The following is an 18,271-nucleotide window of genomic DNA, read 5'->3' as shown; positions in this document are numbered from 1 at the left end:
CTTCCTAAAAAATTTTTATCCCTGCAATTGAGTGTATATTCCGATACTAATTGTTAAAATATTTAAATATACTAACATATATTGCAAACTACATTCAAAATTCGAATCTTCATTCTGAATGGTCATATCTAAAAAACCAAATAATTTTCTAAACCATGATCCACAAAAAAGTGGCAAAAACATCAGAATAAAATAATAATAACGACCTTGTACACCACCTACAGTAATATCACCTTTGTGGTATACCCTCGGATCTCCTGAAATAGCAATTACTATTAATGAAGCAATACCTGCAAGTAAAAGAAGACAGTAATATTTAAAAAATGTTGGCATTTCAATTTTATTTTTTAATGCAATTACAAACATAGCGAAAAAGAAAATAACTATCGAAATTGCAATTAAAAACGGAGACGATTCTGAAACATATTTCAATGGTTCAGAAACAAAGTCATGAATAATACCGTATGGTGCTAAAAGTAAAGTTCTAATTAATGGTAATGGATGTGTTACAAAATATAATAGTCCTGGGCCTTTGCCTGACAAAGCGTTGTCTGAAGCAAACAATTTAATGATTCCAACGTATGTAAAGGAAATTAATAAATTTAAACCAAACAAGATTGAACTGAATTTTCTTACTGATTTATCCTGATAATACTTATTTGGCAATATTGAAAATAGACTTCCAATTAATACAAACGGAAATTTTGCAAATGAAAATAGAAATGTGGAAAATTGAAATGCAATAGTATATTTTTTATCAACTTTATTTTCACCAGATAGTATATTTGTCAATAAAGCAAGACTAATTAAAGTTGCTCCAAAATATAAATAATCATAATGATAACCTGCTATGATGTACAATACTGCAGGGAATGTAGAAAATAAATATATCGCTTCTCTATAAACTTTGCTGATTTTTAATGCAATAAATACTAGAATGGCATATGCTATTACTTCGAAGATTCTTCCCAAATAATAGGAAACAAACACTTTTTTAGATATTAATCTACCTATATTCCATCCAATTGCACTAGGAATGAAGGCTGGATTATCAAATCCAACTCTTACTCCTTTAATTTTACTTTCCTTATGCTCAACATTAAACCAATAATTTTTATCTTTTTTACTAGGATTTCTTAGTGCATCATATTTAAAAACTGAATTATAATCTTCCAATTTCTCATTGGAATATTTAAAAATAGGACTATCAGAAATACTAATTACGTTTGGTAAATGAGACTCTTCATCTAATCCATATTGGACTGGTTTCACTACTGAAATTACACTACCGAAAATAATTATCAGAAAAAAAGCATTAATTGGCAATTTCTTTTTGTCTTTTGGATCAAAAAGAATAAAATATATCACGATACTAATAATTAATAGTATAATTTTAAGATTGATAGTAAATTGAAATAAACTAGCCAAAAACACCCTTGAAAATAATACTAAAAATATAGCGATTAAAATATTTCTAATTTTAGTCTTATCAATAACTCCCATATAATTTACTCTACTTTCTTTTTATCATTCTTTTTAGTATATATTTCACAGCTCTTGCAGGACCGATTACGATATACTTCAAGGCTCCTTTGATCCCCCCAATTTGATTAAAGTCTACAAAGGTATGGGGTTGAAGATCTTCGCGATTGTTCAACTGCTTATTATCGATAAATGGTGTCAGAACATGTGGGTTTTGAGAGATCCTAAAGTCATATTTTTGATCCCAGGCAATATAGATCAACAAACGTTCGATCGCATGCAATATCGAATTTTGAGGAAGAGGTTCTGCTGGAACATCCGCTGCTGTCAAATTCAAATCAAAGAGTGGTTTCAAAGCATCGTATTTAAACCAAATAAAGGTCCCATAACTCATGACAAAGGTATTGAGATTTTTGAAATCAATTGTCTTGGTCGCTCCCATCAGTTGCCAGAGCTTGTTCATCTCTGGAGAAATAAGAGCTTCATTCCAGGCAACCACTATTCGATTGTAACGGAAGAAGGTTGGAATATCTGCGATTGTGATTCCGACTTTTGGATTGGCTTCCATATTGGCTAGGATTTGATCAGCCGGTTTGACCAACATCTCGATCAATTCTTTGCGCCAAGATTCACCCGCCCAGAAATCTGCTTCTTTGGATTTCTTGGTATGGAAATGGCCAACATAATCGTATTTTGAGAGTTGCTCTTTTAAGAGCAGCATTGGTAACACATCTCGTCCAATATTTCCAGTCACCACAACCGTCGCATCTTGTGCCCGATTAGAAAGGATTTGTTCAATAGCCTGCTTCTTCTCTTCTGCATCTGTCGTGATCCATAAGTCATAATCAAAATGAAAGTCTCGAAAAGCATCTAGAAATTCTTCCAAGAGATCCACATAAAAGACATGAAGATGAACCGCAACTTTTTTACCGAACTCTCCAGCTAATTCCTGGTTTTTCAAGTACTTACGAGACAAGAGATAAGGATAATCCGGACGATCAATCATAGACATGTGGTTGAGAATCAAGTCTAACGGATAGTTCGAAACACGCTCCAACTCATCAAAAATATAAGGCATAATCCCTTCGTTATTTGCAATGGTTTTGACTTTGATGAAAGGAACCTTATGATTGAGAATCGCTGTAGGATTATAGTAAGAAAAGTCTGGATAGAGCATCCCTGTGGTGTCTTCATGAATGGTATCAAAGACCGTCTTATAGCGAAAACCAGCATCCAAGAAATTCGTTGTGACCTTGGTTTCATAGTTATCAATCACATCTTGAACATTGGTGAAGTCCTGAACACCTTGCCAAAATTCATGGAAAGCACTTGATGTCAGCACCTGTTTTTTAAAGCTAAGATAATAACTCTGAATATGCTCGTTAAAATCCTTGTCTTTCCGGTAATTGGTCATTCCCCAGAAATCCACTTCATTATCCTGTTCGAACTGCTGGTAAATTGGTTCTAAATCCCAAAGAGGTCCAAAGCAGGTGTCATTCATGAGGGTGACAGAATCAAAATGAGCCAGTTGGTCAAAGCCAACTGTCTTCATTCCATCCCGCCAAGCCGCAAAGTCAAAGCCACTATTTTGGCGCTCAAGAATATCATCCACCAACTGTTGAGAGGACAAATGATCCTTCACACCTTCTGGTAGCTGACTATTGGAGATAAAGACCACCCGTGAGTACAGGGGACGAATGTTTTCTAATTGGTAGAGTACATGCCCACTAATAAAATTAAACTTATTGTAGTGAACATATAAAAGTAAACGTTGCATTTTATTTCCTTATTCTTAAGAATTTCAAGATCTTTGTTGGAATGGTCCAACGACGTGAATGAATGACTGTATTATATGCTTCTTTCGTAGCTTGTAACTCTGCCTCAAGATTTTTCAAACTATTTTGACAATCTAACATTTCGGCGGCAAAAACTTTTCCAATATAATCCGGTGCAGAGGGATTATCTATAGAAATCATTCTATAGCTCAGTTGATACACACCTTCTTCTTCAACTTCATAAATCAATTGAGGATCTGGTTCACTAAAAAGAAACAAATTATCTGTAACGATACCATTACTATAAACTGGCGAGCAAACATTTCCGTTAGAATCTCTCAATTCAACATCAGAGTAATAACTTGGACTTTCAGACAGATCAACTCGGATAACAGAAGTTCCCTTCGGAATTTCGATTGAAAAACTATCTTCTTTTTTAAGTAACGTAGTCATGGTACGATCTTCTGAATAAGTATTATCCTCATCCCCAAAATATATCGTAACAGACTCCATTCCAATGTGTGAAAGAGAATCCATTGGTTTGGAAAGACGGATCTCATAAGTATTATTACGATCTAAAAGGATCTTCGTCATCTCTTTAAAATCGGCATTTGGATATTTATCAAGATACTCAAGTTGCGTTTGCAATAACTTATGAAATCGGCGTTCTAGTTTTCTGAAATCAGTTGGACGAGAATCCGATCCTTGATTAATGGTATAAGCAACTGTCGCTTCATCCAGATATGCTAAAGAAGTCCGTTGAAAGAGCTCCAATTGGAGGTTGAAAGTATCATCTGATGTCGTTAAGTCTAACTCTTGATTAACTTCTAACATCAGATCTCTATCAACTAGCCATGTAGAGGCCATGGTAAAGCCTCTTGTTGCAAGCATCTTTTCATAGGTATCCGCTAACGGAATCGTGTGATTAGCAAAGCCAGCCTTAGAAACGAGAGTTCCTTTTTCATCATAAATATCGAAATCTGTATTGGACCATTTGCAATCAGGTTTACTTTCTAATAAGTCAACCTGTTTCTGAAGTTTTAAAGGATCCAACCAAAAATCATCTCCGTCACAGCGAGCAATATACTGTCCACGCGCTTCTCTACAGATAGAAACCCAAGTTTTAGAAATTCCCTGATTCTCATCCTGATAAAAGGCGCGAATCAGATCAGGGTAGTTGGCTTGATAATCCTGAATGATAGAACGAGATCCATCACTTGAAGCATCATCCACCAAGATAATCTCATAAGAAAACTCTGTTTGTTGGGCTAAGAAGCTATCAATCGTCTTCTTTAACCAGGGCTCTTTATTAAAAACCGTACAAATAATCGAAACAAAAGGCGTCGTTTCCATATTTCCCTCAGTCTAGTCAGTCATTGACCATGTTCCATTACGTTGGATTAAGCCACTTGCCGAATCCATTGCTGATTTATCATCCAAAGCGATATCATCTCGATTGATAAAGATCAGTGGGGTCTGAGTGGCATCTGAAAAGGCCAACATCTGCCCTTCCTCATCCCTTACTGTCACTTCCAATTTCATTTTTAAGTCATTTACAGTTGGCAGTGAACAAGTATAATGAACCGTTTTATGCCCAGTTCCACTCATCAGTTGATTCATAGAATTATCATTGTAGATCCAAATGTTCCGATCGATATCTGTTAAAGACAGAGCGATATAGGTCCTGATATCTTCACGAACATCAAAATCAATCTGGAACTGAATAGGATCTTGAGGACGTAATTTGTTTGAGCTTAACAACTGAAGCTGAAAATTTTCAACCAAGACTTTTTCTTCCTGGTTGGAATTGCCTGCTCCATTAGCTTCTCCTCCCTGTTGCAAAGGAGCTGTATTATCAAAACTGTACTGATTGGCAACATTTTCTGGACTCCCTAAAGCCTTCACCAAACCATTTTCAATCAAAACAGCCTTGTTACAATATTTCTTGACAGCTCCCATATCATGGGTAACCAGGATCGTGGTTTTCCCTGATTTCTTGCGCTCTTGGAAGTAATCGTTACACTTGCGCTGGAAGGCCTCATCTCCTACTGCGAGAACCTCATCCAAAATCAAGATATCGCCTTGGGCCTTAATCGCAACCGAAAAGGCTAGACGAACCTGCATGCCTGATGAGTAATTCTTAAGCTTCTGGTTCATAAATTCATGTAACTCGGCAAAGTCTACGATATCATCGTACATGGCATCAATTTCAGATGTTGAAAAGCCAAGCATGGCGCCGTTCATATAGACATTTTCTCGACCTGTCAGTTCTGGGTTAAAGCCTACTCCAAGCTCGATAAAGGACACCAGTTTCCCATCAATAGTGACAGTACCTTTTTCTGGCACATAGATTTCAGAAATAATTTTCAAGAGAGTCGATTTCCCAGAACCATTTCGACCGAGGATCCCGAAAAAGTCTCCTTTTTCTACTTCAAAAGAAATATCCTTAAGAACATGTTGTTCTTTGTATCCTTTTATTCCTTTGAAGCGATTGACCAGGGCAGTTCGAAGACTATTGGTTGCCTCTGTTGGCAACTTAAAGTACTTGCTGACATGGTCTACTTTTACTGCAATTTGTTTATCTGTCATTAGAGAATCTCCGCAAATTTCTTAGCATGTTTGTTAAAGTAAGCAAAGCCAGCGACAAAAATAAGAATTGGTAAAACATAAGGAATCAAAACCAAGAACTTATTTTCCACCAAAAGCCAGACAGGGGTGTTGGCTTTATCAATCAAGAAGTAACGCATGTCTTGAATAATTTGAGCCAAAGGATTCATCATGACCAACTTAGCAGCCCATGGATTACGGTCTGCAATAAAGGTAATCGGATAGATAATTGGTGTCGCATACAAGCCGGCTTGCAGGAGTACTTCCCATACTTGACCTAAGTCACGGAAACGAACAAAAAATGTCGCTAAGATCAGTGCGCATCCTGTCGCCATCAAGAATAACTCAAAGAACAACGGAATGACCATCAAGGCTGTCCAAGAGAATGTCACCCCATTAAAGAATGAAAAAATCAAGACCACTACAAGGTTAATGACAAAGTTGATGGCTGCTCCTGAAATCGCAGACAAGACAATGATATGTTTGGAGAAATTCAACTTCCGCAACAAGTCACCTCGACTAACAATCGACACCATCCCCATGGATGTTGCTTCTGAGAAGAAGCCCCAGATTACATTGGCCAACAAGAGGGCAACTGGGAAATGGGGCACATCTCCACCCAAGCGTAAGAATCGGATGAAGACAATATACATGATCGTAAAAGTCATCAGGGGCTTTAAAATCGACCAAAGATAACCGATTGCTGATCCTTGGTAACGTAATTTAAAGTCTGTTTTGATTAATTCTCTTAATAAAATTCGATTTTTCTGACTAAAAACGTCAAACATTATTTTTTACCTCGATATGCAAACTTTGTCAGAATCAAGCTGGTAAACACAAAGGTGTGAAAAGCCCGGTTCTTCCGATAACCATACTGACGAATCCGTCTCAGACGTTCTTTTAGTGGAACATCCATAATGGTGACAAAGTTTTCAATAATTTCTTTAGTTTGGGAACTGACAGGCAGATCCAATAGATTTTTTGCTTGTTCTTGACTAGACTCTATGAGATTCCAATACTTGGCAAACAGCACATGGGGTCGAATCCAATTTTTAACCCGTTTTCTGAGGGTACGAGCCCCCAGAACATTGCTACTGTGCTGACGGTACAATTCTGTTGGTTGATCGATATAGATGAGCTTCCCAAAGGCAGTTGCCAACAAGGCCAAATACCAATCATGCATAAGGAGCGCATGTTTTTCTTGACCTGTCCATAACTCCGCCAGAACGTGGTTAATCATGGCTACCCCACCAGTTACCGTATTTTCCGTCAACTCTTGAATCAGTTCGGTATTGGCATGATCAGACTGGGTACGAATCATGCTTTCATGCTGAACATTCAAGTTTTCATCGACCACTTTTAAATCTGTGTAGACCAGCAAAGGCTCTTCTTGAGGATGCTTCTCTGCTTCTGCTACCTGAAGAGCAATCTTGTCTGGTAACCAGACATCATCTTGGTCACTAAAACAATAGAAATCTGCTTCTTCATATTTCAAGAGGGCATGGAAGCTCTTGATGACACCGAGATTTTCGATAGCTCCCTGGTTGATAAAGCGAATGCGCTCATCCTGGGCCACCAACTCTTGAATAATCTTCACCGTACCATCTCTTGACCCATCATCTCGAATCAAGAGTTGCCAGTCTTGATAAGTCTGGTCTTGGATACTTTTAACCTGCTCTTTTAGATACTGTTCACCATTATAGGTGGACAACAAGATATTTACTTTCATGATAAGAATAATTCCTCGTACTCACCTACAATTTTTTCCCAGGTAAAGTTTTGTTTCATATTGGCCTTGGCTCGTTGACCCCATTCAGATACATCTTCTAAAGAATCAACCTGATCAATCAAATGTGCCAAATTCCCAGTTTCTTTAGTCCAATATTGAGCCGTGTCCTTAGCGACCGTTTGGTTAAAGGAGACCCCTAAAACTAAATTCAGATCCGTCTGGGCAAGAGCCTCTAGGAGACCAGGATTGGTCCCGCCCACTTCATGACCATGGATATAGGCAAAGGCTCCTTTACGGATATACTTCAAAAGGTCTTGATCATAAACCGTTCCTACAAACTTAACACGAGGATCCTGATCAAATCCAGTTCGAGCTCGGAGCTCCTCAAAATAAGGATTGCCTTCCTGGTTACAAATAATCACCAAATCCCGCTTGGTTGAAGAGGTCATAAATTCACGAATGGCGGTCTCATAATTATTTTCTGGGACAAAGCGGCCCAAAATTAAGTAATAGTTTTTCTCTTGAGTCTGCCACTTGTGATAGAATTCTCGGGCCTTCCTATCCTGACTGTTTAGGCTGGTCGGAGATAAGTCCGTTCCATAGGCAATATAGGTCGTCTTAGACCAAGGGTAGGCTTCCTTGATATAGGACTCAATACCAGGGTTGTCTGAAATTACCAGATCAGCATGGCGCGTCATGATCTTTTCAGAATACTTGAGATAGGCTTGGATCGGTTTAGCCCACTTAGCCCTCTTCCACTCCAGTCCATCTGGATTGATATAGAATCGACCACCCATCTTATGGATCTTACGCGCAAAAGGCGCCACAAAGGCTCCGATTGTATTGCCCAAGACATAAAAAATCGGCTGTTCAATTCCTTGTTTCTTAATAAGCTTCAAAGCGTAGTTGATGGCCATCATATCATAGGCAATGACACGCGCAGGCCCAAGCTTAGGGGCTTTAATCGTATAACAATCGACACCCTTGTAGTCAAAATGTTGATAAGCTTGATCATTAGAAAGGCAGGCAACATGGTATTGGATATCTGAAGACACTTGATGCGAAACCAATTGGTCCACAAAAGTCTCAAAACCGCCATATTGAGCCGGAAGCCCACGACTTCCGATAATAAAAACATGTTGCATAGAGTTCCCTTTCAAATCATTCACAGTCTATTCAATTATACCATTTTCTAGGCTTTTTGCCTAATACAAACAGAAAAGCGACCCTTTAGAGCCGCTTATTATAAAAACTTCTAATTATTCGAATTTTGACTCTTCACATATTGTCTCATCAACAACTTGGCCATCCATTTAGGCCAGAAGAGTTCATACATGTATAGATCTTCTTTACTACGCGTATTGTCTGCAATGGTTTTTGATGTTTCAGACTCTCCATGGATACGGTGGCACATGAGCTTGTCAGATACATAAGCAAAACGACCTTTATACTCGCTGATCTTATACCATGCGTACCAATCCAAACTCACTCTCATTCCTTCATCAAAATAGAAATTCTTCAAATTTTCACGATTATAGGTAACAGCTGGACAACAAATCGGATTCCCAAAAGCCATCACACGGTTTCGCCAAAAGTGACTAGCAGGAAAAAGATTCATGGTTTTTAACATCAAGGTTTTGATCTTCAGATTTGTATTCGCAGGAATTTTATGGCCGTCTTTTTCTTCAAAATAATCAGAATACCCAATCAACACATCTTGATTTTTTTCCATCTTAGCCAAAACTTTCTGAGCATAGTCCGGTTCATAATAATCATCCTGATGGGCAATGGTAGCATATTTCGTCTCTACAAAAGACATGGCATTGTTCCAATCCTTACCAATCCCACCACCTTGCTTGGTGTAAAATGGAATAGCATAACGCTGACAAAGTTCCTTGATCGAATCCAGTGGTGTTGAACTGTAACAGATAATCTGTGATTGGAGAGTTTGATTCTTCAAAGATTGAATACAAGCTTCTAAGTATTCGCTTTCTCCATAAGCACAAATCACCCAAGTGTGATTATTGTTCATCATTTCCCTCTTTCGTTTCTATATGACTTTTTAGAATAGACAACTCTTGAACTAAATGCTTCATCTGCTCTTTTTGTTTTGACAAAGTCATAGTTTGTAAAAAAGCAATAACCAACAAGAAAAATATAGCAAGCGACAATAAAAAATTCGAAGTCAATTCAAATCCAAGTAAACCAGCAAAATAACCAGGAATAACATCGAAAATGGAAATAATAATCATGACAAAACTGATTACAATCCACATGAATGCTTGTTCAAATAAGATATTATTTTTGTTGATATTTCTAATGACTAGATAAAGGAAAAAGATTGAAGCTACCAACATAACTATAGATAATACTGACATTATTCACTCTCCCTCATAAAGGCTGCGATTAAAATGGATGAACATACTTCAATCATATAACGAATAGACTTGATGGGGGTGATGGAGGACACTCCGCCAGTACGTTCAAACATATTAGCAGGTTTTTCCACAACATTATATTTACGTTTCAAAATGTGAACAATTGTTTCAGGCTCTGGATACTTGATTGGGTAACGTCTAGCAAATTGTTGGATAACAGCTTTATCAGCTAAACGATAGCCTGATGTCGTATCTAAAACTCTTTGTCCTGTTGTCCATTTAATCAGATTGGAAATAACGCCAATACCAAAACGTCTCATAAAAGTCGTTTGAAATTCCGACTTAACATCACCAACAAAACGAGAACCAATTACTAAGTCTGCTTCATTTTTTCGAATTGGTTCTAGCAAATCTGATAAGGATTCAATATCATGCTGACCATCGCCATCAAATTGAACCGCTACATCATAATCATGCTCTAGTGCATATTTATATCCTGTTTGAACCGCACCGCCAATCCCAAGATTCATCACAAGATGAACAGCGTTAAAATGATTATCTTCCAGAATTTGTTTTGTCTTATCTGTTGATCCGTCATTGATCACAACATAGTCCAAATCAAAATCAACTTTCTTCCGGTAATTCAAGATACTTGATACCGTGTCGAAAATACTTTCCTCCTCATTGTAGGCAGGAATTATCATTAAAACTCTCAACTACTTCTCCTTTCGCACATTTCTTTATCACAATCAATCTTTTAATAAAATTATAAAATTCAATTTATCCTCGATACTTCTTATAGAATTTTAATAAATAAGCAAATAACTTAGTTGAAACTTTCAGACCTAGCATTTGACTAACCAGCCCAGTAAATTTAAATTCTTTGTTAGTTAAAATTCTAGAATACTTTAACAAGTAACGATACTTAAATAATAATCGTTTAATCTCTGGATTTGAAATATACTGATTCACATATGGCAAAATAGAAATATACGAAATTGAAAAATAAACATCCAAACCTTTCCGTATATCTTTATTATATTTTTCGATATCTATAAGGCCGAGATGGATACTTTTTAAAATATCATGAACATTTTTTTCTTTCACAATATTTGTGATGCTTCCTAGTCTATTTTGTCTATACATATAGCACATTTCGTTCAAAACGGAATAGCATTTGATATTCTTTAATACATCTGCACAATACAAACAATCTTCTGAAAGTAATCCAACAGGAAAATCCAACCCGTTTTCGAATAAAGCCCTCTTTACACATTTATTCCAAGCAGGTGCAGTAAAAAGTCCCGTAGAGACTATTTTGGAAATATTTGTATCTATTTTTCCATAAACCGGAGCTTTATCAAACCTTACTCCAATAGTTTCTGCTTTCGAATAATATTTTTCATATGAAAAAATCACCACATCACTACAATATTTTTCAATATTCAAGGACAACTTTTCAAGAAAATTCTTAGTACTCCAAAAATCATCACCATCGACAAAGAGCAAATACTCACCTTTAGAATGCTTTATTCCTGTATTTCTCGCTGAAGATAATCCACCATTTTCTTGGTGAATGGTTCTAACAACTTCATATTTAGATGATAGTTCATCACAAAGTTTACTTGTTTGACCATCTGTAGAACCATCATCAACAATAACAACTTCATATTCAGAATTAGGGAAATTTTGATCTGCAAGACTATCTACACATTCTTCTAAATACTCTGCCACATTATATGCAGCTACCACAATTGAAAATTTCATTTTACTTATTCTTTCTAATAAAAGTGTATGGATTCGTTATAAAATAAATGACTAATGAAGCTACTAACCAAGCTACCATTGAACAAAGAAATGATAGAGAGGCTCCAAAGATTTCAAATTTCGATACTAAGGGTTTAGCAGTTAAGAGAGACACAATATATCCTACAATAAAAGAAATTACCAAATAGCGCTGCTTTCGAAATACTGTTAAAATGTTATCACATACAGTTGAAAATGTACTTGCTATCCCCCCAAGTAGCAATACTATAAAACTTGTTTTATATTGCCCTAGATCTGTCCCATATACAATATTTAAAACTGGAATTGCAAGAAAGAAACCTAAAAGGAAAATGAAGGTACACGTACCAAGTAAAATCTTGAAGAGATTATTCTTGTAAGTGACAAAATGAGAAATCTTCTTTTCTTCTAAAAAGACTGCAAGTTGTGTAATCATTGGTCTAAGAAATACAATCATAAGATTCATGGCAAAAATTGGTGTAAACAAAATACTAAAATCCCTCTGAACACCATTTCCAATCAAACCTTGATTAAAAATATCATTCAAAGCATATTTAGGCTGATTATAAATTGAGACCAACAAAAAAGCATTAATAAATAAAGGCAAGCAATCTTTCAATACATTGATAATATTACTCAACCTAACACTATTAAGATTTAAGCGATGGAAGACTTTTGAATTAGGATAATCAAATAGACCAATAAAAACAAATGAACTGATGGTTTGTGCGATCACAGTCCACAATAGATTTTTAGAGATAACTAAAGTTAGAGCAAATATAATTGTTGATAAGGTATTTCTCAGAAAGAGAGACTTCCCAGCAATATCCAAACGTTCCTTCTGCTGAAATAATCCTTGAAAAACATCTGATAAAGCTTCACTGACTCTGAAAAAAGAGACCCAAAATATGATTCCAACATTTGAATGCGTATTCGGATTAAAAATGAGATACGTCACTAAAAGAATAACCATTGCAATATTTGAAATGATCCTCGTAACAAAATAGGTATCAAAAGAATACTTTTCTCTTATATCTGTTGCCTGAAAATCTCTGACCTGAAAACTAGCAACAATAACAAATAGGTTTGCAATCGCATAGGCAAAACTGTAAATATCTGCTGAAGCACTATTCAAAGTACGTGTAACAATAAAAAGAAGAATAACTGAAACAGCTGCCGAAGACATGCTTCCTAAAATATTCCAGAAAAAAACCTTTTGGGGAGTCACATTTTCCAAGTATTACAACTCACTTTCAATCAGTATATTGCTTTTATTATAACATAAACCATATTAAAAAAAATCATTAAAAAGATAACTCTTAATCCATTTTTAAAATTAATTTATAAGTATCTATTTCATTTATCAAAAAATTCTACCAATAGTTCATTTTGAAAGTTTAGCAACAATATACTGAGAAGTTTTTGTTCCAAGCACCAAAACAAAAGTAATCAATATAGATTGCAAGAATAATAAAAATACAATCAAAGGAAACTTCGGCAATATGTTTGAAAAATCTCCCCATCTTTCAATAATCTTAGGATACCAGTAGTAATCTCCGATTACAGACAACAGATAGATTGATAGCGTATTATTTGAGATAAAATAAATAATCTTTTGAAGACATATTTTTTTTACGTCAATATGTAGATGTAATACTAAATAATAAATTAAAGAAGACAAAAACAATACAGGAAGAACTGCGAATTCAACCCCTAAACTCTTTTCTGACACCCCTGCGATTCCAACTATACTTAAAACATCAACTATGATGATAGATAAAAACACCATTTTTATATTCCATTTTTTAGTTAATGAAGCAAGAAATATCCCAAGAAAGTAATAAGTAATAGGCCAAATCCCCTTCCAATAGTCGGGAACTAGATGTTGAATAATGATGAACTTTTGATTATTGTCTATTAATGAAAGTGTAGGTGGTAAAACAGTTAGAATAATCAGAATTAATATCACTAAACCTTGGGCTCTTTGATTTTTTAATGATTTATAACCACTATTTAACAATGGAATCAATAGATACAAACCAATATACATATTTACATACCAGGCATAATGACTGAATGTAAATATATTAACAACTAATTTTTCCAAATATTCTATATTAAAAGCCTTATTATCAAATAATGTATAAACTGAAGCTGTTAAGACATATATACCAAGTACTGGGAGTAATTTTAGAAAATATGCTTTACTATAGGTCTTATCTTTCATTAAACTACCTGTGACCATGATAAACAATGGAACACAAGTCATAAAAATTATCCAAATGAAAGAAGAATAGAAAATACTTTTAAAGCTGAAAGAACGTCCATAATAACTAGTATGAAGAAAAAAATGAACACATAATACAAACATTACAGCAATACATTTTAAGACATCAATATTGATATTCCTCTTTTTCATAACACTCCTTTCAATCAAATGAAAAGATGGCTTACTACCATCTTTTTCACTTTAATTATTTCACTTCTTGTTTATAGAACTCTTTCAAGGCATCTTGCCAAGTTGGAATGACGAATCCTGTGGCCTTAGCCTTAGCCAAGCTCATCGTTGAGTTCAGTGGGCGTTTCGCCTTAGCTGGGAATTGGCTAGAATCCACTGGCTTCACTTCTACATCAGTATCTTTGAGGATTTCAACTGCAAAGTCATACCAAGTTGTATCTTCTGTTGCATCATTTGATAAGTGGTAATAACCATAATCTTTACGATTTTCAGCCAAATAAGTCATAAACTCTGCAAGAGTACGGGTCCAGGTTGGACGACCATGTTGGTCATTAACGACTGTAAGTGTTTTGTGAGTCTTTGCAAGGTTTTGCATCGTGAAGACAAAGTTCTTACCGTAGTTTCCAAAGACCCAAGCTGTTCGGATGATATAGAAGTTAGACACATGCTTCTCAACCAATTCTTCCCCCATACGTTTGGTACGACCGTACTCTGTTTGAGGATCTGGTTGATCGTCTACTTCCCATTCTTGTCCCACCGGTTTTTTCCCATCAAAAACGTAGTCGGTTGAGATATAAACCAAGGTTGCACCATGTTTTTCAGACGCTTTTGCTACATTTTCTGTACCAGTCACATTGATGGCATAGTCCAACTCTTTTCCTTCATCTTCAGCAGCATCAACAGCTGTGTAGGCAGCACAGTGATAAACCAAGGTTGGTTTCACTTCTGCGAATACCTCATCTACTTTTTCTGCATTTGTGATGTCCATTTCAGCTACATCAACAGCTACATATTCTTCATTTCGTTCATCTAACAAATGGCGAAGCTCTGTTCCAAGTTGACCATTCGCTCCTGTAATTAAAATCATGTTAAATTCCTTTCAATTGCTTTTTCCCTATCATTATAGCAAAAAAAGCAGAAGTTTTCTGCTTTTTACTCACTTTTCTCTTTGATAACATAGATTGGACGTTTCTTGGTTTCCATGAAGATCTTACCAATATATTTCCCTAAAATCCCAATGGTCAATAATTGGAACCCTCCCAGGAAAAGAATCACTGTCATAAGGGATGGCCAACCTGAAGTAGGATCCCCAAAGACTAAGGTGCGGATTACAATCAGAATCACCATGATAAAGGCCAAAATCCAAGATAATAGTCCACCAATAAAGGCAATATTTAGTGGGGCATCCGAGAAATTGACAATCCCTTCAATCGAATACTTAAAGAGGGACCAAAAATTCCAGGACGTCTCTCCTGCCACGCGCTCTACATTTTTATATTCGAGGTATTCTGTCTCAAATCCTACCCAAGCAAAAATTCCTTTTGAGAAACGATTGTACTCGGATAACTCCATAATAGCATCGACCATGGGACGACGCATCAAACGGAAATCACGCGCTCCATCGACCATTTCTACTTGACTAATATGATTGATCAATTTATAAAACGTCCGCGCAAAGAAAGAGCGGATCGGTGGTTCCCCATCACGGGTTACTCGTCTCGTTCCAACACAGTCTAGATCTGGCTGTTCCTCCAACCTCTGCTTCATTTCAATCAATAATTCCGGAGGATCTTGTAGGTCCACATCCATGACGGTCACGTATTCACCACTAGCACGCTCAAGTCCAGCATACAGTGCTGCCTCTTTTCCGAAATTTCGAGAAAAAGAAAGGTAGTGCACATTTGAATCTGTAACATGTAGCTTTCGAAGAACGGATAGCGTACTATCTGAGGAGCCATCATTTATAAAAATATATTCAAACTTTTCTCCCATCTCCATCCGAACACGTTCTATTTCTCGATAAAACAATGGAATCGATTCTTCTTCGTTAAAACATGGGACTACAATTGATATGGTCATTCAACTCTCTCCTTGATTTCTTCACTTTCTATTGTAACAAAAAACTCTCATAAACCCTAGTATTTTTCACCCCGCCCCTCCCCCTTTTCATGGTATAATAGAGTGAATCGATTACGGAAGGACACCTTATGTTAAAGCTGGGAATTATTGGTACGAGTTGGATTTCACATGAATTTATTACAGCTGCTCATGAGACAGGCCACTATCACTTGCAGGCTGTGTATTCGAGAAAGATGAAGACGGCTCAAGAGTTTTGTGAGCCTTATGGGGCGATCTCTTGCTACACGGATGTCATCGACTTCTTAGACAGTGAGCTGGATGTGGTCTACATTGCTAGCCCTAATTCTCTTCATTTCGCTCAGGCCAAGCTTGCTATTCTGGCAAAGAAGCATGTCATCATTGAAAAACCTGCTGTGACCAAGCCTTCTGAATGGAAGGAGCTGGTCAAGCTCGCTAATGAGCACCAGGTCTATCTCTTTGAAGCTGCTAGAAATTACCAAGAAGCAGCCTTTCAAGTAGTTAAGAACTTCCTCTCTAACCAGGAAATACTAGGCGCTAACTTCACCTTTGCCAAATATTCTTCCAAATTGCCGGCCCTTCTTGCAGGTGAGATGCCCAATATTTTCTCGGATGTCTATGCAGGTGGAGCCTTGATGGATCTGGGAGTCTACTGCCTCTACCTGGCCATTGGCTTCTTTGGAGAACCGATCTCCAGCCACTATACTGCTCAGCAATTACCCAATTCGGTTGATCTCTATGGCCAAGGTGTCTTGATTTATCCAGATTTTCAGGTTGCCATTCAGGCAGGGAAAAATATCACCAGCCATTTACCTGCTGAAATCTACACCAAGACTGGAACGCTAACTCTCAATGCTGTAGCAGCCATCAACCAGGCCCGCTTCATCAGCCATTCTGGGGAAATCATCGACCTTCCGATCCAGCCCTGCCCACACCAAATGCAAGAAGAGGCAGAAGCCTTTGCCATCGCTCATCAAAAGCCAGCTGCTTATCTTGAGTGGTTACAAACAGCTGAGCAGGTCCATGAAACCCTCTACCAGATGCGTCAAAGCGCTGGAATACAATTTAAGGATGAAAAAGAATGAAAGAACAATTTCCACAAAGCTGGAAAGACCAGTTAGAAACACTCGGATTTGATACATTCACTGAGATTCAGGAACAGATCTTCTCCCCTATCTATGAAGGAGAAAATGTCCTCGGGATCAGTCCTACCGGTACTGGTAAGACACTCGCCTACCTCTTTCCGAGCTTGCTCAAACTAAAACCGAAGAAGGCCCAACAACTCTTGATTTTGGCTCCTAATACAGAATTAGCAGGACAAATTTTTGATGTCACCAAACAATGGGCAGAGCCTCTCGGTCTCCAGACACAACTCTTCCTTTCAGGATCCAGTCAAAAACGGCAAATCGAACGCCTCAAAAAAGGACCCGAAATCCTGGTTGGGACGCCTGGTCGGATCTTTGAACTGATCAAGCTGAAAAAGATCAAAATGATGAATGTAGAAACCATCATTTTAGATGAATTCGACCAATTACTAAGTGATTCTCAGTACCACTTCGTCGACAAGATCAGCCACTATGCTCCCCGTGACCACCAATATATCTACATGAGCGCCACAGCCAAGGTCGATCCAGACCAGCTAGAGGAAAATACTCTTCGCATGACGGTTGATGGAGTTTCTTTGGATAATATCCAACATTTTTATATGCAAGTGGATAAGCGGGACAAGGTCGAATTGCTCCGCAAACTCGCCTACGTCGAAGATTTTCGTGGTCTGGCTTTTTTCAACAGTCTATCTGATCTGGGTAGTGCTGAAGAAAAACTACAATACCGGGGTGTTGAGGCGGTGTCGCTGGCCAGCGATATCAATGTCAAATACCGCAAGGTCATTCTGGAACGCTTCAAAGACCATCAGCTAACCCTCTTGCTGGCCACCGATTTGGTCGCTCGTGGAATCGATATTGAACATCTTGAGTGTGTGATTAACTACGATATTCCCCGTGATGTGGAGACCTATACCCACCGTGCTGGTCGAACAGGACGAATGGGGCGTGATGGCTATGTGATTACCTTTATCACCCACCCAGAAGAACTCAAATCCTTAAAAAAATACGCTTCTGTACGTGAACTGGTTTTAAAAAATTCTCAACTCTTTTTAAATGAATAAGAAAATCCTCTG

The 18,271-nt window shown here is 37.2% G+C and carries 17 protein-coding genes; 2 read left to right on the top strand and 15 right to left on the bottom strand.

Annotated elements, in window-relative coordinates; translation table 11 throughout:
- Positions 1-15 precede the first annotated feature (15 nt).
- From HMPREF2904_RS04160 to HMPREF2904_RS04090, 15 genes are all read right to left on the bottom strand, one after another.
- A complete protein-coding gene (locus tag HMPREF2904_RS04160) occupies positions 16-1,503 on the bottom strand; it encodes a DUF2142 domain-containing protein (protein WP_070660303.1) in 1,488 nt (495 codons plus the stop codon).
- A gap of 10 nt (positions 1,504-1,513) precedes the next feature.
- A complete protein-coding gene (locus HMPREF2904_RS04155; protein WP_061604538.1) occupies positions 1,514-3,259 on the bottom strand; it encodes a rhamnan synthesis F family protein in 1,746 nt (581 codons plus the stop codon).
- Between the two features lies 1 nt (position 3,260).
- Entirely contained in the window at positions 3,261-4,610 is a 1,350-nt protein-coding gene (locus HMPREF2904_RS04150) for a glycosyltransferase (protein ID WP_061604537.1), read from the bottom strand.
- A 12-nt stretch (positions 4,611-4,622) separates the two neighbouring features.
- Complete coding sequence (locus HMPREF2904_RS04145; RefSeq protein ID WP_061604536.1) at positions 4,623-5,846, bottom strand: ABC transporter ATP-binding protein; 1,224 nt, start codon at positions 5,844-5,846, stop codon at positions 4,623-4,625.
- Entirely contained in the window at positions 5,846-6,652 is an 807-nt protein-coding gene (locus HMPREF2904_RS04140) for an ABC transporter permease (RefSeq protein WP_003003247.1), read from the bottom strand. Before HMPREF2904_RS04140 ends, HMPREF2904_RS04145 begins: the two co-directional genes overlap by 1 nt.
- Entirely contained in the window at positions 6,652-7,593 is a 942-nt protein-coding gene (locus tag HMPREF2904_RS04135; RefSeq protein ID WP_013903391.1) for a glycosyltransferase family 2 protein, read from the bottom strand. Before HMPREF2904_RS04135 ends, HMPREF2904_RS04140 begins: the two co-directional genes overlap by 1 nt.
- Positions 7,590-8,738 carry a beta 1-4 rhamnosyltransferase Cps2T gene (gene cps2T / locus HMPREF2904_RS04130; RefSeq protein ID WP_070660300.1) on the bottom strand — a complete coding sequence of 383 codons (1,149 nt, stop codon included), beginning with the start codon at positions 8,736-8,738 and terminating at the stop codon, positions 7,590-7,592. The genes HMPREF2904_RS04135 and cps2T overlap by 4 nt, the downstream gene beginning before the upstream one ends.
- A 110-nt stretch (positions 8,739-8,848) precedes the next feature.
- A complete protein-coding gene (locus HMPREF2904_RS04125) occupies positions 8,849-9,625 on the bottom strand; it encodes a glycosyltransferase family 2 protein (protein ID WP_061604533.1) in 777 nt (258 codons plus the stop codon).
- Positions 9,615-9,971: a DUF2304 domain-containing protein gene (locus tag HMPREF2904_RS04120; protein ID WP_003015785.1), complete on the bottom strand. Its 357-nt coding sequence runs from the start codon at positions 9,969-9,971 to the stop codon at positions 9,615-9,617. Before HMPREF2904_RS04120 ends, HMPREF2904_RS04125 begins: the two co-directional genes overlap by 11 nt.
- Positions 9,971-10,687, bottom strand: coding sequence for a glycosyltransferase family 2 protein (locus tag HMPREF2904_RS04115; RefSeq protein WP_061604532.1), 717 nt, complete (start codon positions 10,685-10,687; stop codon positions 9,971-9,973). The genes HMPREF2904_RS04120 and HMPREF2904_RS04115 overlap by 1 nt, the downstream gene beginning before the upstream one ends.
- A 64-nt stretch (positions 10,688-10,751) precedes the next feature.
- Positions 10,752-11,738 carry a glycosyltransferase family 2 protein gene (locus tag HMPREF2904_RS04110; protein WP_061604531.1) on the bottom strand — a complete coding sequence of 329 codons (987 nt, stop codon included), beginning with the start codon at positions 11,736-11,738 and terminating at the stop codon, positions 10,752-10,754.
- Between the two features lies 1 nt (position 11,739).
- Positions 11,740-12,942, bottom strand: coding sequence for an MATE family efflux transporter (locus HMPREF2904_RS04105; RefSeq protein ID WP_231082280.1), 1,203 nt, complete (start codon positions 12,940-12,942; stop codon positions 11,740-11,742).
- 198 nt (positions 12,943-13,140) lie between these two features.
- Complete coding sequence (locus tag HMPREF2904_RS04100; RefSeq protein WP_061604529.1) at positions 13,141-14,175, bottom strand: acyltransferase family protein; 1,035 nt, start codon at positions 14,173-14,175, stop codon at positions 13,141-13,143.
- Positions 14,176-14,230: 55 nt separating this feature from the next.
- On the bottom strand, positions 14,231-15,082 hold the full coding sequence (gene rfbD / locus HMPREF2904_RS04095; protein ID WP_061604528.1) for a dTDP-4-dehydrorhamnose reductase: 852 nt from the start codon (positions 15,080-15,082) through the stop codon (positions 14,231-14,233).
- A gap of 65 nt (positions 15,083-15,147) precedes the next feature.
- Positions 15,148-16,074: a glycosyltransferase family 2 protein gene (locus HMPREF2904_RS04090; RefSeq protein WP_061604527.1), complete on the bottom strand. Its 927-nt coding sequence runs from the start codon at positions 16,072-16,074 to the stop codon at positions 15,148-15,150.
- A 128-nt stretch (positions 16,075-16,202) separates the two neighbouring features.
- Here HMPREF2904_RS04090 and HMPREF2904_RS04085 point away from each other — a divergent pair, with 128 nt between their 5' ends.
- Both HMPREF2904_RS04085 and HMPREF2904_RS04080 read left to right on the top strand, forming a co-directional pair.
- Complete coding sequence (locus tag HMPREF2904_RS04085) at positions 16,203-17,177, top strand: Gfo/Idh/MocA family protein (protein ID WP_061604526.1); 975 nt, start codon at positions 16,203-16,205, stop codon at positions 17,175-17,177.
- Complete coding sequence (locus tag HMPREF2904_RS04080; protein WP_070660297.1) at positions 17,174-18,259, top strand: DEAD/DEAH box helicase; 1,086 nt, start codon at positions 17,174-17,176, stop codon at positions 18,257-18,259. The genes HMPREF2904_RS04085 and HMPREF2904_RS04080 overlap by 4 nt, the downstream gene beginning before the upstream one ends.
- The last annotated feature ends 12 nt before the right edge of the window (positions 18,260-18,271 follow it).

The organism is Streptococcus sp. HMSC072G04 (assembly GCF_001813295.1).
GTDB lineage: Bacteria > Bacillota > Bacilli > Lactobacillales > Streptococcaceae > Streptococcus.
The sequence above is the reverse complement of the archived record's forward strand: the minus strand, read 5'-3'. Positions and strand labels throughout refer to the sequence as shown.